This window comes from Oerskovia sp. PE-21s (assembly GCF_056158145.1).
This window is the reverse complement of record NZ_JBUXJM010000001.1, coordinates 112,875-136,581: the sequence shown is the minus strand read 5'-3', so window position 1 is coordinate 136,581 and position 23,707 is coordinate 112,875. Positions and strand designations below refer to the sequence as shown.

Below are 23,707 nucleotides of genomic sequence, written 5' to 3'. Positions count from 1 at the left end.
ACACCGGACTTCTCACCACCTGGACACGCACCGTGCCCGACGGCGCCGCTAGCCGAAGTTCCTGCCCTCGCCCCGGTAGGTGGGGACCTCCTCGACCACCTGGTCGCCGCGCACGAGGTGCACGCGGTCGAAGCGCTCCATGAGCTCGCCGGCCTTGGCGTGCCGGAACCAGACCCGGTCGCCGACGGCGAGCCGTCGCTCGGCCCCGCGCGTGGCCCGCAGCGGGGTCTGGACCTCGCCCACGCCCTCCGAGGACGTGAGCCGCCACCCGGGCTCGACGACACGTGGCACGCGCAGCGCCCCGGCGGGGCCCGAGGCCACGTAGCCGCCCGCGAACGCGGTCGCGTAGCCGGGCGCGGGCACGCGCACCACGTCGAGCCCGAAGTACGCGGACGGGTGCGGGGCGAACGACCGGTAGCCGTCGAACAGCCCGGGGACGTACAGCCCCGAGCCAGAGGTCACCTCGGTCACGACCGGGTCCGAGGCGGACGTCTCGAGCGACCCGGTGCCGCCCGAGTTCACGAGGTCCAGCTCGTACCCGACGGCGTCGCTCACGGCCGCGAGCACATCGGCCCGGCGCGTGGCCAGGTCCGCGACCGAGGCCTTCTTGACGAGCCGTACCGCGGGGCTCGTGTCGGGCAGGCCCGCGACCTGCGCCTCGTAGAACATCAGGCCACGCACGCGCAGGCCGGGGGTGTCGGCGACGACCCGCGCGAGGGCCCGCGCCTCGGCGGCCGTGTGGACGGGCGAGCGGCGGGTCCCGAGGTGGACGGTGAACGGACCGATGCCCAGGCGCAGCGACGCGTCGACGTCGAGGCAGAGCAGGACGGGCGGCCCGTCCGGCGCCCCGCCGCGGTCCTCGCCCGGGTGGTGACCCGCGAGCGCGGCAGCGACGAGCGCGACCTGCGCGACGTCGTCGACCATGAGGGTGATCTCGCGGCGTGCCGCCGGGTCCGCGGCGAGCTCGGCGAGCGCCCGTCGGTCGACCGTCGGGTACGCGACCAGGACGTCGCGCGCGCCCTCCTCGACGAGCCACAGGGCCTCCGCGAGCGAGTACGCCATGATCCCCGCGAAGCCCAGCTCGCCCGCGCGCCGGACGAGCGAGCGCACGCGCACCGACTTGGACGCGAGCCGCACGGGCACGCCGCCCGCACGGGCCAGGAGGTCGCGCGCGTTGGCGTCGAACACGTCGAGGTCGACGACCGCGACGGGGCCCGGGACGCGCTCGGTCGCGGCCGACAGCCGGTCGCCGAGCGTACGGCCCTCGGCCGCGGCCGACGCGTCGTGCGCTCCCTGTCCCCCGGGGCTCAACCGCCCCCGGGACCAGGACGGGGTGGACGGGTCCTGCGCGCTGCGCTGCACGGGCGTCGTCGTCATGGAAAGAAACCTACCCCTCGTGAGACAGTGCGTGGTGTGACGAGCCAGCAGGCTCCCGGTTCATGGACGAACTGGGCGCGAAACCAGACCGCCGTTCCCCTGCACCGTGCCGCCCCGCGCGACACCGACGAGCTCTCCGAGGTCGTGCGACGAGCCGCGGCCGACGGCCACCGGGTACGGGCCGTCGGCGCGGGGCACTCGTTCACGGGCGCCGCCGTGACGGACGGCGTGCTCGTGAACCTCGACGCGCTCGGGACCGTCGAGGACGTGACCCGGACCGATACCGGCGCGCGCGTGACCGTCGGGGCCGGCATCCGCCTGCACCGCCTCAACGCGGTGCTCGCGTCCGCGGGCCTCGCGATGCGCAACCTCGGGGACATCGACCGGCAGTCGGTCGCGGGCGCGATCTCGACCGGCACGCACGGCACGGGCGCCTCGCTCGGCGGGCTCGCGACGCAGGTGCGCGGCGTGCGCGTGGTCGGTGCCGACGGCTCGGTGACCGAGGCGACGCCCGAGCAGGACCCCGACCTGTTCGAGGCGAGCCGCCTGGGCCTCGGCAGTACGGGCGTGCTGGCCGCGGTGACGCTCGACGTGGTGCCCGCGTTCCACTTGCGCGCCCAGGAGGAGCCCTGGCCGCTCGACCGGGTCCTCGAGGAGCTCAGCACGGCGTCGGGCGGGCGCGGCGGCGGGACGGACGCCGAGGGCCTCGAGAACGCGCACGACCACTTCGAGTTCTACTGGTTCCCGCACACGCGCCGCGCGCTCACCAAGCGCAACGACCGCCTCGCCCCCGACGACGAGGCCGCTGCCGTCCTGCGCACGGCCCGCGGCGAGCGGCCCGGCGCCGTGACGCGCGCCCGCTCGTGGGTCGACGAGGAGCTGCTGTCCAACGGGCTGTTCGAGGTCGTCAACCGCGTGGCGACCGTGGCGCCCCGGGCGACCCCGCGGATCAACGCCCTGTCGGCGCGAGCGCTCGCCCCGCGCACGTACGTCGCGCCCTCGCACGAGGTGTTCGTGTCGCCGCGCCGCGTGCGCTTCCGCGAGATGGAGTACGCGGTGCCGCGTGCCGAGCTCGTGAACGTGCTCGAGGAGATCGACGCCTGGGTCCGGGCGTCGGGCGAGAACGTCCCGTTCCCGGTCGAGGTCCGCTTCGCGGCCGCCGACGACGTGTGGCTCTCCACGGCCAACGGCCGCGACAGCGCCTACGTCGCGGTCCACCAGTACGCACGGCTCCCGCACGAGCGCTACTTCGAGGGCGTCGAGAAGATCGTCGCGGGCGTCGGCGGTCGGCCGCACTGGGGCAAGCTCCACACGCTCGGCGCCGCGGACCTCGCCGAGCGCTACCCGCGCTTCGAGGACTTCCGTCGGGTCCGCGCGCAGGCCGACCCTGCGGGCGTCTTCGCCAACCCGTACACGGACCAGGTCTTCGGGCCGCGCTGAGGCGCCTACCGCGCGGCGGGAGCGGCGGCGTCGGGCCCTGCGTCGGGCGGTGCGTCAGGCCCAGCGACCGGTCGTGCGCGGGGAGCCGCCCCGTCGGGGTGCACCACGAGCGACAGGACGTAGTCCGCGAGCGCGTGGAAGCTGCGGATCGCGGCGTCGTCGTCCTGCTGGACGAGCCAGGCGATCTCGATGCCGTCGATGTAGCCCGCGACGATGCGCGACAGGAAGGGCGTGTCGATCGAGTAGGTGATCCCCGCGATCCGCGAGAGCTGGTCGAGGATGCCCTGCGTCATGGCCCAGGTCTGCTCGAGGTGCGCCTTCGCCACGGGGCGCAGCGCGCGGTTGCGCGAGCCCGCGGTCGCGAACTCGAACGTCAGCAGGCGCATGTGCCGTCGCGGTGTCAGGCCCTCCCACAGCCCGTCGGCCGCCGCGTGGGCGATCTCGTACAGGTCCTTCGTGGGGTCCATCGCCATGCGGACCGGTTCCGAGGCGACGACCGCGAGGCTGTGCCCCATGGCGCGGAGCATCGCGTCCTTGTCCTCGAAGCAGTAGTGCACCGTGCCCAACGAGATCCCGGCCTCGGCCGCGACGCCTCGGACCGTCACAGCCTCGACGCCGTCCCGGACGGCGATGGACATCGCGGCGTCGACGATCTGCGCCCGACGTTCCTCGATCGACATGCGGTTCATCGTCGACCTCCCTCATGACCACGCAGCGGCAGCACGACGGTGCAGGAACGCGCCGTCGTCGTCGCTGTCCACCATGCCTTCAATGTCGTATTTTCGCACGTGGGGGACGTTTCCCCGGCCACCTCGCGTCCAGCTGGTGGACGGGACGTGGCAGGCTGTGACCGGGGCCCTGAAGGGGCCCGACCGTCGCCGAGAGGATCCCCGTGCACCACCCGAGCCGCCCGCTCGCCGTCGCCGTGGTCGTCGCCACGGTGGGCGCACTGCTCACCGCGTGCGGGACGAGCGCTCCCCCCGCCGCCCCGACCGCCCAGACCTTCGAGGTCCCCGACAGCGCGGTGGGCGCGAGCGTGACGACCCCCGAGACCTGGGACCGCGCCGGACAGAGCGCCCCGCTCGTCGTCCGGTCGACGACCCCCTTCGGGGACCCCGGCTTCACGGCCAACGTCGTCGTCACGTCGAGCGAGCCCGGCACCGCGACGCTCGCCGACCGGACCGCCGAGGCGGCCGAAGCCCTCCAGACGTCCGACGACGTGCAGATGGACCCGACCCAGCCGGGCCCGGTCACGGTCGTGGGTCTGCCCGCCTACCGGCTCGGGGCCACGCGCACGGTCGACGGCATCCCCGTGACCCAGGTCGAGACGGTCGTCGAGGTCCCGACGCCCGCAGGGTCGGCGTTCGTCTACGTCACCGAGACCTACGCGACGGGCGACGCCGAGGGCGCGGCCCAGGCCCGCGCGGTCACCGACAGCCTGGTCGTCACGCCCGCGGGCTGATGTCCCGGTCCGCCCCCCGGTGCGGCCGGGACGGGTGGGCCGGCTGGTCGGTCGGTCAGTCGGCGCGCACGACCAGGGCGGTCGCGAGCGCCGCGACGCCCTCACCGCGCCCCGTCAGCCCCAGCCCGTCCGTCGTGGTCGCCGTGAGGGTCACGGGGGCGCCTGCGGCAGCACTCAGCGCCGCCTCGCCCTCGGCACGGCGCGGCCCGAGCCGGGGCCGGTTGCCGACGACCTGGACGGCCACGTTGCCGATCTCGTACCCCGCCGCGCGCACCCGTCGGGCGGCCTCGGCGAGCAACGACGCACCGCTGGCTCCGGACCACTCGGGGGCGCTCGTGCCGAAGTTCGAGCCGAGGTCCCCGAGCCCTGCTGCGGAGAAGAGGGCGTCGGCGGCCGCGTGCGCGGCCACGTCGGCGTCCGAGTGGCCTGCCAGGCCCCGTTCTCCGGGCCAGCGGAGTCCCGCCAGCCAGAGGTCGCGTTCCTCGCCCACAGGGGCATACGCGTGGACGTCGGTCCCGATGCCCGTCCGCGGGAGGTTCATCGCCCGTCCTCCGTCAGCAGCTTCTCGATGTAGTAGAAGTCGCGCGCGGTCGTGACCTTCATCGCGAGCTCGTCGCCGTCGACCACGAACACGTCCTCCCCGAGGGCCTCGACGAGCGAGGCGTCGTCCGTCGCCGCCGTGGCCTCCGTACGGGCGCGCGCGGCGCCTGCGGAGTGCGCGCGCACCAGGAGCGCCCGGTCGAACGCCTGGGGGGTCTGGACCGCGCGCAGCAGCGTCCGGGCCGGGGTCGAGGCGACCCGCTCGACCCCTGCGGGCAGCGCGCCGCGGCCGTCCTCCACCGGGCCGCGCGGGGCCAGGATCTTGACGGTGTCCATCACGGGGAGCCCGGGGATGACGGCCTGGTGGCCGGCCTTGACGGTCTCGACGACCCGACGGATCATCGCGGCCGGCGCGAGGGGGCGCGCGGCATCGTGCACCACGACCGTGTCGATGTCCGCGCGTGCCCGCGTCAGCCCGGCCGCGACCGAGGACTGGCGTGTGGTCCCGCCGGCGACGACGACCACGGGCACGCTCACGTGCGGGTCGTGCTCCAGGACGTCCGACATGACCGAGACGAGCCCGTTCGGTGCCGTGACGACGAGAGCGTCGACCACTCCCGAGGCGGTCAGGCGCCGGGCCGCGTGCAGGACGAGCGGGAGGCCGCGCAGCGGGACGAGAGCCTTGGGAAGGTCGAAACCGAGGCGGGTGCCGGATCCGGCGGCGGTCAGGATGGCGAGGGTCGTCACACCGATCACGGTAGACGATCTCGGCCTGCGGACCGTCCTCGGCCCGCTGACGAGACGACCGGTCGCGCCGAGCCGCTCTCGCGCACCCTCGCGCGGGGCGTCCGTGAACGACGACGACGCACGGACCGGGTAGGTCCGTGCGTCGTCGGTGGTGCGTGGGTGAGGCTCTGCTCAGGAAGCCAGGACCTCGTCGAGGATGGCCTCGGCCTTGTCCTCCTCGGTGTGCTCGGCCAGGGCCAGCTCCGAGACCAGGATCTGTCGAGCCTTCGCCAGCATGCGCTTCTCCCCGGCCGAGAGGCCGCGGTCCGCGTCACGCCGGGAGAGGTCGCGGACGACCTCCGCCACCTTGATCACGTCGCCCGAGGCCAGCTTCTCGAGGTTGGCCTTGTAGCGGCGCGACCAGTTGGTCGGCTCTTCGGTGTATGGTGCGCGAAGAACTTCGAAGACCTTGTCGAGGCCTTCCTGGCCGACGACGTCGCGGACGCCCACCAGGTCGACGTTGTCCGCCGGGACCTCGATCGTCAGGTCGCCCTGAGCCACCTTGAGCTTCAGGTAGATCTTGTCCTCCCCGCGGATGGTGCGGGTCTTGATCTCTTCGATCTTTGCGGCACCGTGATGTGGGTAGACAACGGTCTCGCCTACTGTGAACGTCATCTGCAGATGTCCCCTTTCGCGGAGGTCGATCTTACCACGGGGGGTACCTCCGTTCCGAGCCCCTGCCCCGGCCCGCAGGCGCACCGTGCCAGCGTTTTTCCTGGTCACGCCACGGTCCGGCCAGCAGCCCGGCACGAATACCTACCGCCCGCCCTGCCTGCGGACCGCCCGCAGCGCGCGAGCGGGGCCCCTGCCGCCCTCGAGAGACCCTCCGCAGACCGCCGAGCCGGATCCCCCGGCGAGCGACTAGGCTGTGGTCATCTGCGCCCGGGGGGCGCCGGCGGCGCACGAGCCCGCCCGGCAACGCCTCCTGGGCCCACCGAGACTGACCGCAGCACATTGGAGCGCACGTGACCCGCACCCCGTCCCGCCCGACCACGCCGCGCCGGTCGCTCATGCTCGCGATCCCCGTGATCGTGGCGAGCGCCGTCGCCGTGTCGGCCTGCTCACCCATCACGACGGACATCGCCTACTCGCCGTCCGACGGCATCCGCGTCAACCTGACCGACGAGGTCCGGGCCCTGAACCTGCTCATCGTCTCGGAGGCCGAGGGCGAGCCGGGGACGCTGCTGGGCGGCGCCGCGAACGACTCCGACGAGCCCGTGGAGATCACCATCGCCCCCGAGGGCACCGACCCGGTCGACGTCCCCCTCGAGGCCGGCGAGACGGTCTACTTCAGCGTCGACGACGGCTTCGAGGCGCAGTTCGGGAACATCGACGCCGCGCCCGGTGCGACGATCTCCGTCACGGTCACCGCGAGCACGGGCGAGTCCGAGACCGCTCAGGTCCCGGTCGTCAACGGCGCCCTCGAGGAGTACAAGGACTACCTGCCCTGATCGGCGGCTGACGGTTCGTCCCCCCTGCCGGCACCGGCGCTGCGAGGGACGACGAGCCGTGCCCGACGGCGAGGCTCCCTCCAGGAGGGAGCCTCGCCGTCGTGCTTCCAGGACCCGTGCGCCGTGCACGCCGTACACGACGACGACTGTCGGCTACTGCCAGTAACATCCCGGTCATCGGGATCGGCCGACGTGGCCTCCCCTTCGTAGAAGCGGCCTTCCATGGCAACAGCCCGTCCTCGCTCCGTCCGCACCGTCGCGGTCGCCGCAGGCCTCCTGACCTCCGCTCTCCTGCTCTCCGGGTGCGGCGCGATCATCGACTCGATCACCGGCCCGTCCGAGGCCCAGCGCGACGAGCCGGGCGGTGAGGTCACCGCGGCGTCCGACGCCGACGTCTTCTCGCTCCAGCTCGGCGACTGCATCAACGAGTCCGCCCCCGCGGAGACGGAGGAGACCGTCGAGTACGAGTCGCTCCCCGTCGTGCCGTGCGCCGACCCCCACACGGGCGAGGTCTACGCCGAGCACGAGCTCCCGGCCGGCGAGTTCCCCGGCGACCAGGCCGTCTCCGACACCGGCATGGAGCACTGCTACTCGGTCTTCGAGGAGTTCGTCGGCCTCAGCTACGAGGAGTCGACGCTCGACTTCTGGGCCATGTTCCCCTCGCAGGAGAGCTGGGACATGGCGGACGACCGCACGATCCAGTGCTTCGTGGGTCCGGTCGAGGACACCGTGACGGGCACGCTCGAGGGCGCTGCCGTCTAGCACTCCCCGTGACGTCCGACGGCGAGGCCCCCTCCTGGAGGGAGCCTCGCCGTCGTGCGTCGTTCTTCGTCGTGGTCAGGTCACCCGAAGCGGCCCGAGATGTAGTCCTCCGTGGCCTGCTCCGACGGCGACGAGAACATCGTCGCCGTGTCCCCCATCTCGATCAGCCGGCCCGGCTTGCCCGTGCCCGCGATGTTGAAGAACGCCGTGCGGTCGCTCACGCGGGCTGCCTGCTGCATGTTGTGCGTGACGATCACGATCGTGTACTCGTCCTTGAGCTCGGCCATGAGGTCCTCGATCGCGAGCGTCGAGATCGGGTCGAGCGCCGAGCACGGCTCGTCCATGAGGAGCACCTGCGGGCGCACCGCGATCGCGCGCGCGATGCACAGGCGCTGCTGCTGCCCGCCGGACAGGCCCGACCCGGGGCGGTCGAGGCGGTCCTTGACCTCGTTCCACAGGTTCGCGCCCTGGAGCGAGGTCTCGACCAGCTCCTCGGCGTCGGACTTGGAGATGCGCTTGTTGTTGAGGCGCACGCCCGCGAGGACGTTCTCCTTGATCGACATGGTCGGGAACGGGTTGGGCCGCTGGAAGACCATGCCCACCTGGCGACGGACGGCGACCGGGTCGACGTCGGGCGCGTAGAGGTCCTGGCCGTCCATGACGGCCTTGCCCTGGACGTGTGCGCCCGGGATGACCTCGTGCATGCGGTTGAGCGTGCGCAGGAACGTCGACTTGCCGCAGCCCGACGGGCCGATCAGCGCCGTGACCGAGCGCGGCTCGATCGCCATGGTCACGCCTTCCACGGCGAGGAAGTCGCCGTAGTAGACGTTGAGGTCGGAGACGTCGATTCGCTTCGACATGATGTGCTTCCTTCCGGCGGCCGGTCGCGCGGGGTGCGCTGCCCGGCCGGGCTGGTGGGCTCGGCTCAGCGAGCGGTCTTGGGCGAGAACAGGCGGCTGATGAGCCGGGCGATCAGGTTGAGCAGCATGACGATGAGGATCAGGGTCAGGGCCGCGGCCCAGGCCCGGTCGATCCCGACGCCGCCCTGCTCGTACTGGCGGTAGGCGAAGACCGGGAGGGTCGCCATACGTCCGTCGAACAGGTCCCAGTTGACCTGTGTGATGAGGCCGACCGTGAGCAGCAGGGGTGCGGTCTCACCGATCACGCGGGCGATCGAGAGCATGACGCCCGTGACGATGCCGGCGATCGACGTGCGCAGCACGACCTTGACGATCGTCAGCCACTTGGGCACGCCCAGCGCGAGCGACGCCTCGCGCAGCTCGTTGGGGACCAGGCGCAGCATCTCCTCGACCGAGCGGATCACGACCGGGGTCATGAGCAGCGACAGCGCGACCGCGCCCATGATCCCGGCCCGGTACGCGGGGCCGAAGACGAGCGTGAACAGCGAGAAGGCGAACAGGCCCGCGACGATCGACGGGATGCCCGTCATGACGTCCACGAGGAACGTGATCCAGCGGGCGAGGGCGCCGCGCCCGTACTCGACGAGGTAGATCGCGGTGAGCAGGCCGATCGGCACCGAGATGAGCGTCGCGGCCCCCGTGATGAGGAGCGTGCCGACGATCGCGTGCCAGATCCCGCCGCTCGTCATGTCGCCGTAGACGCCGACCATGTCGGTCGACAGGAACGTCGCCCCGAAGAGCTTGGCTCCGCGCGTGACCACGATCCACAGGAGCGAGACGAGCGGGATCAGGGCGAGCAGGAACGCGAACGTCACGAGCGTGGTCGCGAGGCGGTCGGTCGCCCAACGGGCGCCCTCGACGAACCGCGAGGTCACCGTCAGCCCGACGGCGTAGAGCACCGCGCCGAGGCCCAGCACCCCCGCGACGGTCGGCTTCCCGGCCACCGCGAGGATCGCGAACGCGACGAGGACACCACCCAGGGCGAAGGCCCAGGGGGCCCAGCGGGGCAGGCGCTTCTGCGTCGGGACGAGCTGGAGGGAGCCCGAGCCGTCGGGGGCGGCGGGCGTGGTGGGGGTGAGGTCGGTGGCCGTCATCAGTTCGCTCCCGAGAAGTCCTTGCGGCGCGCGATGATCCAGCGCGCGATCATGTTGACGACGAACGTGATGACGAACAGCGCGAGCCCCGTCGCGATGAGGGTGCTCACCGCGAGGCCGCTCGCCTCAGGGAACTTCGAGGCGATGTTCGCGGCGATCGTCTGCTGCTGCCCCGGCTTGAGCAGGAACAGCGAGTAGAGGAACCCGGGCGAGATGACCATGAGCACGGCCATGGTCTCGCCGAGCGCGCGGCCGAGGCCCAGCATCGACGCGCTGATCACGCCCGAGCGGCCGAACGGCAGGACCGCCATGCGCACCATCTCCCAGCGCGTCGCGCCCAGCGCGAGCGAGGCCTCCTCGTGCAGGACCGGGGTCTGGAGGAACACCTCGCGCGAGACCGCCGTGATGATCGGCAGGATCATGACGGCCAGGACGATCGAGGCCGACATGATGTTCTTCGCGGGGGCCTGGTAGCCCTCGAACAAGGGGACGAAACCGAGCGTGCCGCTCAGCCACGTGAAGAACGGGTTGAGGATCGGGAGCAGCCACAGCGCGCCCCACAGGCCGTACACGACGCTCGGGATGGCCGCGAGGAGGTCGATCAGGTAGCCGAGGCCTTGCGCCAGGCGCCGCGGCGCGTAGTGCGAGATGAACAGCGCGATGCCCACCGAGACCGGCACGGCGATCAGCAGCGCCAGGATCGAGGCCAGGAGCGTGCCGAACACCAGCGGGCCGATGTAGGCGAGCAGCGAGTCCGCCTTGAACCAGGAGATCTCCTGGAGCTCCTCAGGGCTTGCCGTCAGGGCCGGCCACGCCTCGATGACGAGGAACACGGCCACCGCGGCGAGGACGAGCAGGATGAGGATCCCGGCGCCCGTCGACAGGCCCGCGAACAGGCGGCCCGCCAGGCCGCCCTTGGTCACGGGGACCGTGGGTTCGGACCCGAGCCCTGCTCGGGTGGAGGGAGGAGAGGTGACGGCCACTGATGCTCCGATGACTGAGGTGCGGCGGTGGTGGGACGGGCTTGCGGTGGTCACGCACCCGTGGCGGGCCGCGTCGGGCGCAGTGCCTCGACGTGACCCGCCCCTGGGTGAGTGACCGTGTTCAGCTGTTCGGTCAGCTCTTGACGCTGATCGAGTCGAGCGCTGCCTGGACCTCGGTGCGCAGCGCGTCCGAGATCGGGGCGGAGCCGGCGACGGACGCCTCGGCGGCGCGAGCCTGGCCCTCCTCGCTGGCGACGTAGGTCAGGTACGCCTTGACGTTGGCGGCGTCCTCCGCCTTGTCGTAGGTGTCGCACGCGATCGAGTAGGAGATGAGGACCAGCGGGTAGGCGCCGGCCTCGGTCGTGGTGCGGTCGATCTCGACGACCAGGCGCTTGTCGGTCGCGTCCGCGGCGCGCGGCGAGGCGTCGACGACCTTGGCCGCGGCCTCGGGCGAGAACGGCACGTACTCCTCGCCGACCTTGATCGCGGCGGTGCCCAGGTCGCCTGCGCGCGAGGCGTCGGCGTACCCGATGGCACCCTCGGCGCCCGTGACCGTGTCGACGACGCCCTGGGTGCCCTGGCCGGACTGTCCGCCAGACAGCGGCCAGTCACCGCTGGCCTCGTGCGGCCAGGCGCCGTTCGAGGCATCCGCGAGGTACTCGGTGAAGTTCTCCGTCGTGCCCGACTCGTCCGAGCGGTTGACGGGGATGATCGCGGTGCCGGGGAGCGTGACGCCCTCGTTCTCCGCGGCGATGGCCGGGTCGTTCCAGGTCGTGATCTCGCGGTTGAAGATCTTCGCGAGGGTCTCGGCCGAGAGGTTGAGGTGCTCGGCGTCGAGGCCGGGCAGGTTGTAGATCACGGCGATGGGGCTGATGTACAGCGGCACCTCGATGGCCTCGCCGCCGAAGCAGCGGTCGGTCGCGGTCGCGAGCTCGTCGTCCTTGAGGGCGGCGTCGGAGCCGGCGAACTGCGTCGCGCCGGAGAGGAACTGCTCGCGGCCACCGCCGGAGCCCACCGCGTCGTAGCTGAGGGTCACGCCGGGGGCGATGTCGCCGAAGCCGGCGATCCAGCCGGCCACGGCCTTCTCCTGCGACGAGGCGCCCGCGCCGGCAAGCGTTCCCGTGAGGTCCTCGGTCGAGCCGTTCTCTGCGCCGTCGGTGGCAGCGCCACCACCGGAGTCGGTGCTGTTCGAGCCGCACGCTGCCAACGTCAACGCGAGCACGCCGATGGCTGCTGCGGAACCTGCGCGGGTGAATCGGCTGAGCTTCACTCTCTTCTTCCATCCTGTCAACGCGGAGGCACCAGCGAGCGCCGGTGACAACAACGACGCTAAGCAGCCCGGGTGACGCGCTCCGGTGCTCCGGGTGAACGACGGATGAACAGTGCACAGACTCTTGCGGCCTGTGGACAGAGCCGGGCCGGCGCGCCCGACGAGGGCCCGGTGAGCGAGAACACGCTCACCACGGGCCCCACCGGTTGCCCAGCCCGGACGGGTCGGGAAGTCTGGTGAGAACAGGTCACCCTGCCGTCACCCACGGCCCGGTGATCCGAGGTCGATCGACGACCGCACCACGACGGACGTCAGGAGGACCCCCTGTGACAGACGACGGCACGAGCCGTCCGTACCCGGCCGAGGGCGAGCCGGAGGAACGGGCGGCGACCCCGGTCGCAGACCAGGCCGGGGCCGCCGACGGCACCGTCCCCCCGCCCGAGGACGCGACGGCGTCGGGCACGGCGGCCCTGCCTGCCCCGCCCGGACGCATGTACCCCCGTGTCTTCTACCCCGCCGCGGGGCTCATCCTGCTCTTCGTGCTCCTCGCGATGGTCTTCACCGACGGGACCACCGCTGTCCTGAGCACGCTCCAGGCCGACGTCATCGGAGCGTTCGGCTGGTACTACGTGCTGATCGTGGCCGCGTTCGTCATCTTCGCGCTGTGGATGGGGCTGAGCCGCTTCGGCGACATCGTGCTCGGCAAGGACGACGAGACCCCGCTGTTCCGGCTGCCCGTGTGGTTCGCGATGCTGTTCGCGACCGGCATGGGGATCGGGCTCGTGTACTGGGGAGCGGCCGAGCCGCTGACGCACTTCGCGTCGCCCAAGCCCGGCGTCACGGGCGACCCGGCGGCGCTCGCGCAGGCCGCGATGGGGCAGAGCTACCTCCACTGGGGCGTGCACGCCTGGGCGATCTACGTCGTCGCGGGCCTCGCTCTCGCCTACGCGATCCACCGCAAGGGGCGGCCCGTCTCGATCCGGTGGGCCCTCGAACCCCTGCTCGGCGACCGGGTCAAGGGCCGCCTGGGCGACGTGGTCGACGTGGTCGCGGTGCTCGGCACCGTGTTCGGCGTCGCGACCTCGCTGGGCTTCGGTGTGCTGCAGATCGGGGCCGGGCTCGGCTTCCTGGACGTCGCCGAGCCGGGCCTCGGACTCCAGATCGGGCTCATCATCGGGATCACGGCCGTCGCGACCCTCTCGGTCGCCTCGGGCCTGGGGCGCGGCATGAAGTGGCTCTCCAACGGGAACATGGTCCTCGCGGGCGTCCTCGCCCTCACCGTGCTCGTCGTCGGACCCACCCTGTTCCTCCTGCGCGACTACGTGCAGTCCATGGGGTACTACCTGCAGAACGTCATCCGCCTCACGTTCGACACCACGGCCTTCCAGGGCGACGCGGGACTCGAGTGGCAGTCGTCGTGGACCATCTTCTACTGGGGCTGGTGGATCTCCTGGGCGCCGTTCGTGGGCGTCTTCATCGCGCGCATCTCCCGAGGCCGCACCATCCGTGAGTTCGTCATGGGCACGCTCCTGGTCCCCACGCTCGTGACGTTCCTGTGGTTCTCGGTCTTCGGCGGCTCCGCGCTGTACCGGCAGATCTTCGGAGACGGCGGGCTCATAGGCGCCGACGGGAGCGTCGACACCGACACCGTGCTCTTCCAGCTCCTGGGCGACCTGCCGGGAGGCCCGGTCCTCACGGTGCTCGCGATCGTGCTCATCGGGGTGTTCTTCGTGACGTCCGCCGACTCGGGCTCGTTCGTCGTGGGGATGCTGACCTCGGGTGGCGACCCGCACCCCGCGGTCTGGAACCGCATCCTGTGGGCCGTCCTGTCCGGCCTCCTCTCGATCGCCCTCCTGATCTCGGGTGGGCTCACCGCGCTGCAGACGGCTGCGATCCTCATCGCCCTGCCGTTCTCGGTCGTCATGATCGGGATGGCTCTGTCCACCGTGATCGCGCTGCGCGAGGAGCACAGCGCGATCCTGCGCGCCGAACGGGCACAGGCCCGGCTGGCCCTCACCCAGCACGTCACGCGCCGCGTCACCGAGTCCATCTCCGAGCAGTGGGACGAGCTGTACGGCAGCGACGGGCGCAAGCCGCCCAAGCCCGCGAAGCCTCAGAGGTCGCCTGCCGAGCGGCGAGCCGCGCTCATCGGACGGCCCCGGCGCCGCGCGGACAAGGACGCACCGCCCGGCGGGCAGCCGCCCGCCTGACGAGGGCGCGCGCCGCACGCGGTCACGGGCCGGCCGAGCACGCAGCACGGGGGCGCCCCTGGTGAGGCGACCCGCGCACCCGGCCTACGCGGCGCCGTCGGCCACCTTGTAGCCCAGGCCGCGGACCGTCAGCAGGTACCGCGGGGTCGCGGGGTCGGGCTCGATCTTGGAGCGGATGCGCTTGACGTGCACGTCGAGCGTCTTGGTGTCGCCCACGTAGTCGGCGCCCCAGACCCGGTCGATGAGCTGTCCGCGCGTGAGCACGCGTCCGGCGTTGCGCAGCAGGAGCTCGAGCAGCTCGAACTCCTTGAGCGGGAACGACACGAGCTCGCCGTGCACCGTGACGACGTGCCGGTCGACGTCCATCCGCACGGGCCCGACCTCGAGCGCCCCGTCGACCTCGGGTTCGGCAGGGGACTCGGCGCCGCCCTGGCGCCGCAGCACCGCACGCACCCGCGCGAGGAGCTCGCGGAACGAGTAGGGCTTGGTCACGTAGTCGTCGGCCCCGAGCTCGAGGCCCACGACCTTGTCGATCTCCGAGTCCTTGGCCGTGAGCATGATGACGGGCACGTTGCCGCGCTGTCGCAGCTCCCGGCACACCTCCGTGCCGCTCAGGCCAGGAAGCATGAGGTCGAGGAGCACCAGGTCCGCTCCCCCGGCGTCGTACGCGGCCAGGGCCTCGGGCCCCGTCGCCGCCTCGACGACGTCGAAGCCCTCGCGGGCCAGCTGATAGGTCAGAGGGTCGCGGTACGACTCCTCGTCCTCGACGACCAGGATGCGCGTCACGCACCCACCTCCTTGGTTCTGGGGGACGTGCCCTGATGGGGAGCTGTCTGGGAGGCCTGCGCCCGGGTGGGCGTCCGGCCGGACTGCGGGGGATCGGTGGGGGCGTCGGCTGCGTCGGCTGCGGCGCCTGGGTCGAGCAGGGCGGCCTGGGCGGCCTGGTCGTCGCCCGAGCCGCCCGAGCCGCCCGAGTCGCCCGAGTCGCCCGAGGTCGTCGTCGCGGCCACGTCGGAGGGGTCGGAGGGGTCGGAGGCGTCGGAGGACTCGGCCGCGCCGTCGCCGGAGGGGTCCGCGCTGCTCTCGAACCCCTCGGCGGTCAGGTTCGCCGCCGGGATGCGCAGCGTGAACGTCGAGCCCCGACCCGGCTCGGACCACATGGTCACCTCGCCGCCGTGGTCGGCCGCGATGTGCTTGACGATGCTGAGCCCGAGGCCCGTCCCGCCCGTGTCGCGCGAGCGCGCGGGGTCCACGCGGTAGAAGCGCTCGAACACGCGCTGCTGCTGCCCCTCGGAGATGCCGATGCCCTGGTCCACGACCGCGATCTCGACGAGGTCGCCGACCACGCTCACGCCGACCCCGACACGGGTGTTCTCGCCCGAGTAGGCGACCGCGTTGTCGAGCAGGTTGCGCACCGCGGTCACGAGCAGCGCGTGGTCCCCGTAGACCACGGCGTCGAGGTCGCCGCCGACGGTCAGCACGATGCCCTTGCCCTGCGCGGTGGTGCGTGCCCGGTCGACCGCCTCCTCCACGACACCGCGCACCGGCACGGTCGTGACGGCCTGGAGGGCTCCGGCCACCTGCAGCCGCGAGAGCTCGATGATCTCCTGGACCAGGGCGGACAGGCGCGTGGCCTCCTGCTGCATGCGGCCCGTGAAGCGGCGGACCGCGACCGGGTCGTCCGCGGCGTCCTGCACCGTCTCGGCCAGCAGGGCGAGCGCGCCCACGGGTGTCTTGAGCTCGTGCGACACGTTGACCACGAAGTCGCGGCGGATCGCGTCGACGCGACGCGCCTCGGTCCGGTCCTCGGCGAGGACCAGGATGTGGTGGGGGCCGACCTGGGCGACCCGGACCTGCAGCATGACCATGCCCCGCCCGACCGGTCCGCGCGGGAGCTCGAGCTCCTCGTCGCGGATCACGCCGTCGCGCTGGACCTCCTCGATCATGTCGAGGATCGGGGTGTGCACGATCGCGTCACCGCGGACCACGCCCAGCGCGTACGCCGGCGGGCTCGCCCGCACGACCTCGCCCTCGGCGTCGAGCACCACGGCAGCGGAGCGCAGCACCGCGAGGACACGGACCAGCCCCTCGTCGAGCTCGGGTGCCTCCTCGTCCGGCATGCGCCGCAGGGTCCGCTCGCTGAACCGGAACGCGAGCGTCGCGAAGACGCCGACGAGGAGCCCGATGACCCCTGCGACGAGCAACCCGACGCCCTCCTGGATTCCTTCCACCTCACCAGCGTACGGTCGACCCATGAGGCCGCCCGACCACGCGGGGCGGTTCGCACGACGCGTGTCCAAGAGTTCACGCGGCGTCGTCCAGCCGTTCACCTGGCCGTTCACCTTCCCGTTCACCGCGCCTGTCATGGTGGACTCTGCTGGTCACCAGGAAAGGGAAGCGATGCGGGAAATCTTCGAGGCCGAGCTCAAGCAGGTCGGCGACGACCTCGCCGAGATGAGTCGGCTGGTCGAGTCGGCCATCAGTCGAGCCGGGACGGCGCTGCTCACCGCGGACCTCCAGCTCGCGCAGTCCGTCATCGCGTCGGACCACGCGATCGACGCCCTGGAGCGTGAGCTCGACGAGCGGTGCGTGCTGCTGCTCGCGCAGCAGCAGCCCGTCGCGACGGACCTGCGCGTCGTCGTGAGCGCCCTGCGCATGAGCGCGACCCTGGAGCGCATGGGCGACCTCGCCCGGCACGTCGCCCAGGTCGCACGGGGCCGCTACCCGGCGCACGCGATCCACCCCCTGCTGGAGGGGACGTTCTCCCAGATGCACGACGCCGCGACCCGGGTCGCGCGCCGCACCACGACGCTGCTCACGACGCGGGACCTGACGGTCGCGGCCAACGTCGAGCGCGACGACGACCTGCTGGACCACCTCCACCAGGACACGTTCGCCGCGCTCCTGGGACCGGACTGGACCGGCACCGCCCAGGAGACGATCGACGTGACCCTCGTGGGTCGCTACTACGAGCGGTTCGGCGACCACGGGGTGTCGATCGCCAAGCGCGTGACGTTCCTCGTCACGGGTGACTTCGTGGACGGTCGCGGCCAGGCCATGCGCGCGTAGCCGTCCCGCGAGCCCTCCCGCTCCACCAACGCCCGACGGCGCCGCTCCCCTCGCGAGGGGAGCGGCGCCGTCGGGCGTTCGCGTCAGAGCGACGGGACGATCAGCGACCCTGGTTCGCGACCGCGGCGATCGCGTCCGCCGCAGCAGCCGGGTCGAGGTACTTGCCACCCTTGACGACGGGGACCAGGTTCTCGTCCAGCTCGTAGACGAGCGGGATGCCCGTGGGCACGTTGAGGCCCGCGATGTCCTCGTCCGAGATGCCGTCGAGGTGCTTGATGATCGCGCGCAGCGAGTTGCCGTGCGCGGCGACGAGGACCGTCTTGCCGGCCTTGAGGTCGGGGACGACCTCACCCTCCCAGTAGGGAAGGGCGCGCTCGAGCACGTCCTTGAGGCACTCGGTCTGCACGACCGGGGCGTCCGCGTAGCGCGGGTCCGTGTCCTGCGAGAACTCCGAGCCCAGCTCGATCGCGGGCGGCGGCACGTCGTACGAACGACGCCACAGCATGAACTGCTCCTCGCCGAACTCGGCGAGCGTCTGCTTCTTGTCCTTGCCCTGGAGCGCACCGTAGTGGCGCTCGTTGAGACGCCACGAGCGCTTCACGGGGATCCAGTGACGATCCGCGGAGTCCAGGGCGAGGTTCGCCGTGGTGATCGCGCGACGCAGCAGCGACGTGTGCACGACGTCCGGGAGCACCCCCGCGTCCGTCAGCAGGCTCCCGCCGCGCTTCGCCTCCTCGACGCCCTTCTCCGAGAGCGCGACGTCCACCCAGCCGGTGAACAGGTTCTTGGCATTCCATTCGCTCTCGCCGTGGCGGAGCAGCACGAGGGTGTAGGTCATGGTGACCATCCTGCCGCACGAGGGACCCGGCGACCGCGCTGTCCCGGGAAATGGTCACCGAACATCTACGGAACGGGAATCTCTCGTCGGCACGCGGCCCGGGAATGGTGACGCGCGCCACGCGTTGCACCAGGTATGCCGATCACCGGAGAGTACGCACCCAGCACGAGCGACTGGGCACGCAAGCAGGCCGAGCTGTACGAGTCGTCAGGAGGGACGAAGGGCACGACGCTGCGCGGCATGCCCGTCGTGATCCTGTGGACCCTCGGCGCGAAGAGCGGCAAGATCCGCAAGACACCGCTCATGCGCGTCGAGCACGACGGCGACTACGCCGTCGTCGCCTCGCTCGGAGGGGCCCCGCAGCACCCCGTCTGGTACCACAACATCGTCGCGAACCCGCACGTCGAGCTCCAGGACGGGCCCGAGCGCCACGACTACACGGCCCGCGAGGTCACGGGCGAGGAGAAGGCCCTGTGGTGGGAGCGCGCCGTCGCGGCCTACCCCGACTACGCGAGCTACCAGGAACGCACCGACCGCGAGATCCCGGTGTTCGTGCTGGAGCGGCGGGACTGACCGCAGGCCGACCAGGCCGGGGCCGGGCCCAGCACCGTCGCCCTGCTCAGCGCGGCCTGCGCGCCCGCACCTCGGCCGCCTGCTCGTACACCGCGAGCATGGCCTCTGCCGTCGCGTCCCAGCCGTAGCGTTCGCTCACCCGCCGGGCCCCCGAGGCGAGCTCCGCACGGCGCGCGTCGTCGGCGAGAAGGTCGCTCAGCGTCCGCGACCAGGTCCACGGGTTGTGGTCGGGGACCAGGATCCCGGAGACGCCGTCCTCGACGACCGTCCGCAGGCCGCCCACGGCCGCCGCGACCACGGGCGTGCCGGACGCCTGCGCCTCGGCCGCGACCAGCCCGAACGACTCGTTGTGCGACGGCACCGCGACGAGGTCCGCCGCGCGGTAGTAGCGCACGAGCTCGTCGCGCGGCACCGGAGGCCGCACGATCACCTGGTCGGAGACCCCCATCTGGTAGGCCAGCGCCTCGAGCTCGCGCACGGCCGTCATGCGCCCGCTCGGACCGCCGAGGACCACGAGCGTCGGCAGCGGTTCGTCGTGGTCCGCGAGGACGCCGAGCGCCCGGACCAGCACGTCAGGAGCCTTGAGCGGCTGGACGCGCCCCGCGAACAGCACGAGCCTGCCCGTCGTGGGCAGCCCGAGAGCAGCCCGCAGCGACTCCTTGGTCTGCCCCGCGGCGGGGGGCGAGAACAGCTCCAGGTCGACACCCGGCGGCACGACGTGCACCTTCGCCGGGTCCGCCCCGTACTCCTCGACGAGGTCCTTGAACTCCTCGGGCGTGCTCGCCACGAGTGCGTCCGCCTCGGCGACGACCTGCTCCTCGCCGATGATCCGCCCGAGCGGCTCCGGGGCGTCCCCCGGGGCGAGGGCCGCGTTCTTCACGCGGGCCATGGTGTGCATCGAGTTCACGAGCGGCACGTCCCACCGGTCGGCCGCGAGCCAGCCCGCCTGGCCCGAGAGCCAGTAGTGCGTGTGCACCACGTCGTACCAGCCCGCGTCCCGCCGTGCCTCGGCCCGCAGGACCCCGGCTGTGAAGGCGCAGAGCTGGCCGGGCAGGTCGTTCTTGTCGAGCCCTTCGAACGGACCGGCGACGACGTGGCGCACCAGGACGCCATCCTCGGCCTCGACCACGGGAGGCTGGGCCGACGACGTCGCGCGCGTGAAGATCTCGACCTTCGCCCCGCGCCGCGCGAGCGCCCGCGACAGCTCGGTGATGTACACGTTCATGCCGCCCGCGTCGCCCGTGCCGGGCTGGTCGAGCGGGGAGGTGTGCACCGAGAGCATCGCGATGCGCGGCGAGTCCTTCACGACGCTCAGGCCTCCACGACGCAGGCCGGGACGGGGATCGCGAGCTCGTCGACGAGCGTGCCCGCACCTCCGGCCCGCTCGATCCGCAGGACCGTGAGGTTCGACGAGTTCTGGTTCGCCACCACGACCAGGTCGGCGTCGGGGGTGACTTCGCCCGCAGGCGCCAGCACCGCGAAGTGACGCGGCCACGCACCGCCGAGCGGGGTGTCGGCGAGGTGCTCGAGGACGGGAGCGGCGCCGTCGGGCCCCGAGACCGCACGGGCGACCGCGAACGTCGACAGGACGTCCGCACCACGGATCGCGACGAACAGTCGCGTACCGTCCGCGCTCAGCGCGACGTGCGACGGGTAGTTGCGACCGCCCTCGGGAAGCGGGGCGGCCGTGGCCTCGACCGACGAGGCCACCTCGAAGGCTCCGTCGCCCGCCGGGACCAGGACGTACACGCGCGCGTCGAGCTCGGTCGCGACGAAGAGCGCGGCGGGTGTGCCGCGAGGACCGTCGAGGACCGCGAGGTGCCGCGGTCCTGCCCCACCCGGGAAGGTGGCGGCGACCCGGGCCGGACCTGCGCCGTCGGGCCCCTCGGCGAGGGAGCGAAGCTCGGCGACAGAACGCGGGTACGCGCGCAGCTCGTCCGTACCCAGGTCCACGACGACCGCCTCCCCCGCGACCTCCGCCACGAAGTGGGCGTGCGGCCCCTCCTGACGCTCGGTGTCCGGTCCGGTCCCCCGGTGCCCCAGGCGCAGCGGGGTTGTCAGCGCGCCTGACGCGTCGAGCGGGAGGACCGCGAACGTGCCGTCGCCGTAGTTCGCGACCTGCACGGCGTCGTCCGTCGCGACCAGGTGGCACGGGAACGTGCCCCCGCTCGGGACCGTGCCCGACGGCGCGAGGGACCCGTCCGGTGAGATCTCGAAGCCGCTGACCGCACCCGGCTCGGTCTCCGACACCGCATACAGGCGCGTGCCGCCCGGGGCGAGCGCGACGAACGAGGGCGACGGCGTCACGGCCGCGAGAACCGGCTCCCCGAGCTCACCCGTCGACCCGTCGACCGACAGCCGCCAGATCCCCTCACCGCTCCCGGGCTCCGCGCCGTCGGGGTACGTGCCGAGCCAGAGGGTCCGCGAGTCCGCACCTGCGGCCACGGGCGACGAGGTAGAAGTCATGACCAGAGCCTAGTAGCACCGGGCATACGTCAGGGGCGTCCAGACCAGCCCTCCGGGGTGCGGAGAACCGGTCAGGACGCCCCTGGCGAGAAGCAGCGAAAAGAAATCAGTGCGCCGCGTCGTAGGCCTGCTGGACGTCGGCAGAGATACGGCCGCGCTCGCTGACCGTGTAACCGTTCGAACGAGCCCATTCGCGGATCTCCGTCGCCCGCGACGGACCCGCTGCGGAAGAACGCGTCTTGCGTGCTGCGGGGCGAGTGCCGCCGCGCGTGACCTTGCGTGCGTGACCGACCCATGACGCAAAGGCGTCACGCAATTCCTGGGCGTGAGCCGAGCTGAGGTCGATCTCGTAGGAGACGCCGTCGAGGGCGAACGTCACGGACTCGTCCGCCACTCCACCGTCGACGTCGTCGACGAGAATTACCTGGACCTTCTGTGCCACTGTGCTACCTCGCGTCTTCGAGAATTGATGCTGGTATCTCGAAGTGTGCCATTACGAGGGAATGACGTCAAAGTCAAAGCGCGTGTCGCGGCGACTCGTAAGGAACCTAAGAATTCTCCGAGGCACGTGCACGCACCTGCGCCTGCTCCGCCTGGGCGTCGAGCTCGGCCATGGCGAGGCGTTCGTTGCGGTCAGCACGGATGATGGCGCGCATCGCGAAATAGAAGAGGATGCCGACCCCGATCGAGGGGATCAAGGCATAGACGGCCGGCCAGAAATCGCTCATGCGGGCAAGTCTACGACCGCCGGACGCGCGCGGGGTGCCGACCGGTCGGTGGCACCCCGCACGCGACCTTGACGGTCCGCGTCGCCGCACCCCGGACGGCTGCCCGTCCCCGAGGCGCTGCGGGAATCACTGCGCGGGCTTGACCAGCGGGAAGAGGATGGTCTCGCGGATCCCGTGGCCCGTCAGCGCCATGAGCAGGCGGTCGAGGCCCATCCCCATGCCCCCGGAGGGAGGCATCGCATACTCCATGGCTGTGAGGAAGTCCTCGTCGAGACGCATGGCCTCGTCGTCGCCCGCGGCCGCCAGGATCGCCTGGGCCTCGAAACGCTGACGCTGGATCACGGGGTCGACGAGCTCGGAATAGGCAGTCGCGAGCTCGAATCCTCGGACGTAGAGGTCCCACTTCTCGACCTGCCCCTTGACCGTGCGGTGGTCACGCGTCAACGGCGAGGTCTCGACCGGGAAGTCGCGGACGAATGTCGGCGCATACAGGTGGTCACCCACCTGGTGCTCCCAGATCTCCTCGACGAGCTTGCCGTGCCCCGCACGCTTCGTGTCGTAGGAAATATCGAGGCGGTCCGCGATCTTGGACAGGTGTTCCACAGACGTTTCCGGGGTGATCTCCTCACCCAGCGCCGCCGACAAGGAGTCGTACATCTTGAGCTGCGCCCATTCGCCGCCGAGCTCGTACTGCTCTCCGTCGGGAAGCTCGATCGTCGTGGTTCCCAGCGCATCCTGGGCGGCACGCTGGACGAGGTTCTGGGTCAGCTCGGCCATGGTGTTGTAATCACCGTAGGCCTCGTACGCCTCGAGCATCGCGAATTCCGGCGAGTGCGTCGAGTCGGCGCCCTCGTTGCGGAAGTTCCGGTTGATCTCGAACACCCGCTCCACGCCACCGACCACCGCGCGCTTGAGGAACAGCTCGGGTGCGATCCGCAGGTACAGCTCCATGTCGAACGCATTCATGTGCGTCGTGAACGGACGCGCCGCCGCACCACCATGAATGGTCTGGAGCATCGGGGTCTCGACCTCGAGGTAGCCACGCTCGTGGAAGTTCTCGCGCAGCGACCGCACCACGGCCGCGCGCAGCCGCACCATGTCGCGCGCCGCAGGGCGGGCGATCAGGTCGACGTAGCGCTGACGGACGCGGCTCTCCTCCGAGAGCTCCTTGTGCAGCACGGGCAGCGGGCGCAGCGACTTCGCCGCGATCTTCCACTCGTCCGCGAAGATGCTCAGCTCACCACGACGCGAGCTGATGACCCGGCCGTGCGCGAACAGGTGGTCCCCCAGGTCCACGTCCGCCTTGAACGCCGCGAGCGACTCCTCACCCACCACGGCCTGGCTCAGCATGACCTGGAGGCGGTTGCCCTCGCCGTCCTGCAACGTCACGAAGCAGAGCTTGCCCGTGTTGCGCAGGTACACGACACGGCCCGCCACGCCCACGACGTCGTCCGTCTCCTGGCCGCTCTCCAGGTGGTCGTAGGCCTCACGGACCTGGGCGATCGTGTGCGTGCGAGGCACCGAGACCGGGTACGCCTCCTCACCCTGCGCCAGCAGCCGCTCGCGCTTCTCGCGCCGGACCCGGAGCTGCTCGGGAAGGTCGTCCGTCTCGTCGACCTCGACCGGGGCGGGGTTCACGACGGGAGCGGCATCGGCGGCGGGCACGGCGGCAGCAGCAGGATCGGGGGAAGTCACGCGACGATTCTACCGGGGCCGGGCAGAGCAGGTTCCGGCCATG

24 protein-coding genes are annotated in these 23,707 nt (G+C 71.8%); 7 read left to right on the top strand and 17 right to left on the bottom strand.

Going from position 1 to position 23,707, the window contains the following annotated elements; translation table 11 throughout:
* Positions 1-48: 48 nt before the first annotated feature.
* A complete protein-coding gene (locus tag ACZDYF_RS00610) occupies positions 49-1,377 on the bottom strand; it encodes an alanine racemase (RefSeq protein ID WP_475051704.1) in 1,329 nt (442 codons plus the stop codon).
* 36 nt (positions 1,378-1,413) lie between these two features.
* On the opposite strand from ACZDYF_RS00610, the gene ACZDYF_RS00605 reads away from it, so the two are divergent.
* Positions 1,414-2,817 (top strand): D-arabinono-1,4-lactone oxidase, encoded by a 1,404-nt coding sequence (locus ACZDYF_RS00605; protein WP_475051702.1) that lies wholly within the window; start codon positions 1,414-1,416, stop codon positions 2,815-2,817.
* 5 nt (positions 2,818-2,822) lie between these two features.
* Here the strand turns inward: ACZDYF_RS00605 and ACZDYF_RS00600 are convergent, their stop codons facing one another.
* Positions 2,823-3,497: a TetR/AcrR family transcriptional regulator gene (locus ACZDYF_RS00600; protein WP_475051696.1), complete on the bottom strand. Its 675-nt coding sequence runs from the start codon at positions 3,495-3,497 to the stop codon at positions 2,823-2,825.
* A gap of 212 nt (positions 3,498-3,709) precedes the next feature.
* Between ACZDYF_RS00600 and ACZDYF_RS00595 the strand changes: the two genes are divergently transcribed.
* Complete coding sequence (locus ACZDYF_RS00595) at positions 3,710-4,279, top strand: hypothetical protein (RefSeq protein ID WP_475051691.1); 570 nt, start codon at positions 3,710-3,712, stop codon at positions 4,277-4,279.
* 55 nt (positions 4,280-4,334) lie between these two features.
* Here the strand turns inward: ACZDYF_RS00595 and ispF are convergent, their stop codons facing one another.
* The 3 genes from ispF to ACZDYF_RS00580 form a co-directional block, all read right to left on the bottom strand.
* On the bottom strand, positions 4,335-4,820 hold the full coding sequence (ispF, locus tag ACZDYF_RS00590) for a 2-C-methyl-D-erythritol 2,4-cyclodiphosphate synthase (RefSeq protein ID WP_475051687.1): 486 nt from the start codon (positions 4,818-4,820) through the stop codon (positions 4,335-4,337).
* Entirely contained in the window at positions 4,817-5,566 is a 750-nt protein-coding gene (ispD, locus tag ACZDYF_RS00585; RefSeq protein ID WP_191789554.1) for a 2-C-methyl-D-erythritol 4-phosphate cytidylyltransferase, read from the bottom strand. The genes ispF and ispD overlap by 4 nt, the downstream gene beginning before the upstream one ends.
* A gap of 171 nt (positions 5,567-5,737) precedes the next feature.
* Entirely contained in the window at positions 5,738-6,220 is a 483-nt protein-coding gene (locus ACZDYF_RS00580; protein WP_030144079.1) for a CarD family transcriptional regulator, read from the bottom strand.
* Positions 6,221-6,570: 350 nt separating this feature from the next.
* On the opposite strand from ACZDYF_RS00580, the gene ACZDYF_RS00575 reads away from it, so the two are divergent.
* Positions 6,571-7,056 carry a hypothetical protein gene (locus ACZDYF_RS00575; RefSeq protein ID WP_191789555.1) on the top strand — a complete coding sequence of 162 codons (486 nt, stop codon included), beginning with the start codon at positions 6,571-6,573 and terminating at the stop codon, positions 7,054-7,056.
* A 222-nt stretch (positions 7,057-7,278) separates the two neighbouring features.
* Positions 7,279-7,818 (top strand): septum formation family protein, encoded by a 540-nt coding sequence (locus tag ACZDYF_RS00570; RefSeq protein WP_204809858.1) that lies wholly within the window; start codon positions 7,279-7,281, stop codon positions 7,816-7,818.
* Positions 7,819-7,898: 80 nt separating this feature from the next.
* Here the strand turns inward: ACZDYF_RS00570 and pstB are convergent, their stop codons facing one another.
* From pstB to pstS, 4 genes are all read right to left on the bottom strand, one after another.
* Positions 7,899-8,678 (bottom strand): phosphate ABC transporter ATP-binding protein PstB, encoded by a 780-nt coding sequence (pstB, locus tag ACZDYF_RS00565; RefSeq protein WP_191789557.1) that lies wholly within the window; start codon positions 8,676-8,678, stop codon positions 7,899-7,901.
* 65 nt (positions 8,679-8,743) lie between these two features.
* Positions 8,744-9,832, bottom strand: coding sequence for a phosphate ABC transporter permease PstA (gene pstA, locus ACZDYF_RS00560; RefSeq protein WP_191789558.1), 1,089 nt, complete (start codon positions 9,830-9,832; stop codon positions 8,744-8,746).
* Complete coding sequence (pstC, locus tag ACZDYF_RS00555; RefSeq protein ID WP_204809859.1) at positions 9,832-10,815, bottom strand: phosphate ABC transporter permease subunit PstC; 984 nt, start codon at positions 10,813-10,815, stop codon at positions 9,832-9,834. The genes pstA and pstC overlap by 1 nt, the downstream gene beginning before the upstream one ends.
* Positions 10,816-10,948: 133 nt before the next feature.
* Entirely contained in the window at positions 10,949-12,085 is a 1,137-nt protein-coding gene (gene pstS, locus ACZDYF_RS00550; RefSeq protein WP_475051674.1) for a phosphate ABC transporter substrate-binding protein PstS, read from the bottom strand.
* Between the two features lie 326 nt (positions 12,086-12,411).
* On the opposite strand from pstS, the gene ACZDYF_RS00545 reads away from it, so the two are divergent.
* Positions 12,412-14,295 carry a BCCT family transporter gene (locus tag ACZDYF_RS00545; RefSeq protein WP_475051669.1) on the top strand — a complete coding sequence of 628 codons (1,884 nt, stop codon included), beginning with the start codon at positions 12,412-12,414 and terminating at the stop codon, positions 14,293-14,295.
* Positions 14,296-14,379: 84 nt separating this feature from the next.
* On the opposite strand, the gene ACZDYF_RS00540 is transcribed toward ACZDYF_RS00545, so the two are convergent.
* The gene (locus tag ACZDYF_RS00540; protein ID WP_191789560.1) at positions 14,380-15,081 is read right to left on the bottom strand and encodes a response regulator transcription factor; all 702 of its coding nucleotides are present in this window, start codon (positions 15,079-15,081) and stop codon (positions 14,380-14,382) included.
* Complete coding sequence (locus tag ACZDYF_RS00535) at positions 15,078-16,526, bottom strand: sensor histidine kinase (RefSeq protein ID WP_475051665.1); 1,449 nt, start codon at positions 16,524-16,526, stop codon at positions 15,078-15,080. The genes ACZDYF_RS00540 and ACZDYF_RS00535 overlap by 4 nt, the downstream gene beginning before the upstream one ends.
* Before the next feature lie 169 nt (positions 16,527-16,695).
* Between ACZDYF_RS00535 and phoU the strand changes: the two genes are divergently transcribed.
* Positions 16,696-17,364: a phosphate signaling complex protein PhoU gene (gene phoU, locus ACZDYF_RS00530; protein WP_191789746.1), complete on the top strand. Its 669-nt coding sequence runs from the start codon at positions 16,696-16,698 to the stop codon at positions 17,362-17,364.
* 100 nt (positions 17,365-17,464) lie between these two features.
* On the opposite strand, the gene ACZDYF_RS00525 is transcribed toward phoU, so the two are convergent.
* Positions 17,465-18,202 carry a phosphoglyceromutase gene (locus ACZDYF_RS00525; protein WP_030144068.1) on the bottom strand — a complete coding sequence of 246 codons (738 nt, stop codon included), beginning with the start codon at positions 18,200-18,202 and terminating at the stop codon, positions 17,465-17,467.
* A gap of 135 nt (positions 18,203-18,337) precedes the next feature.
* Between ACZDYF_RS00525 and ACZDYF_RS00520 the strand changes: the two genes are divergently transcribed.
* A complete protein-coding gene (locus ACZDYF_RS00520; RefSeq protein WP_475051661.1) occupies positions 18,338-18,775 on the top strand; it encodes a nitroreductase family deazaflavin-dependent oxidoreductase in 438 nt (145 codons plus the stop codon).
* 46 nt (positions 18,776-18,821) lie between these two features.
* On the opposite strand, the gene mshA is transcribed toward ACZDYF_RS00520, so the two are convergent.
* The 5 genes from mshA to lysS form a co-directional block, all read right to left on the bottom strand.
* Positions 18,822-20,057: a D-inositol-3-phosphate glycosyltransferase gene (gene mshA / locus ACZDYF_RS00515; protein WP_475053147.1), complete on the bottom strand. Its 1,236-nt coding sequence runs from the start codon at positions 20,055-20,057 to the stop codon at positions 18,822-18,824.
* 29 nt (positions 20,058-20,086) lie between these two features.
* Positions 20,087-21,241: a lactonase family protein gene (locus ACZDYF_RS00510; protein WP_475051659.1), complete on the bottom strand. Its 1,155-nt coding sequence runs from the start codon at positions 21,239-21,241 to the stop codon at positions 20,087-20,089.
* A 106-nt stretch (positions 21,242-21,347) separates the two neighbouring features.
* Positions 21,348-21,683: a histone-like nucleoid-structuring protein Lsr2 gene (locus ACZDYF_RS00505; protein WP_475051657.1), complete on the bottom strand. Its 336-nt coding sequence runs from the start codon at positions 21,681-21,683 to the stop codon at positions 21,348-21,350.
* Between the two features lie 106 nt (positions 21,684-21,789).
* Positions 21,790-21,969, bottom strand: a complete 180-nt coding sequence (locus ACZDYF_RS00500) for a hypothetical protein (protein ID WP_191789565.1) — start codon at positions 21,967-21,969, stop codon at positions 21,790-21,792.
* Between the two features lie 126 nt (positions 21,970-22,095).
* Positions 22,096-23,607, bottom strand: coding sequence for a lysine--tRNA ligase (gene lysS, locus ACZDYF_RS00495; protein WP_191789748.1), 1,512 nt, complete (start codon positions 23,605-23,607; stop codon positions 22,096-22,098).
* Positions 23,608-23,707 lie beyond the last annotated feature (100 nt).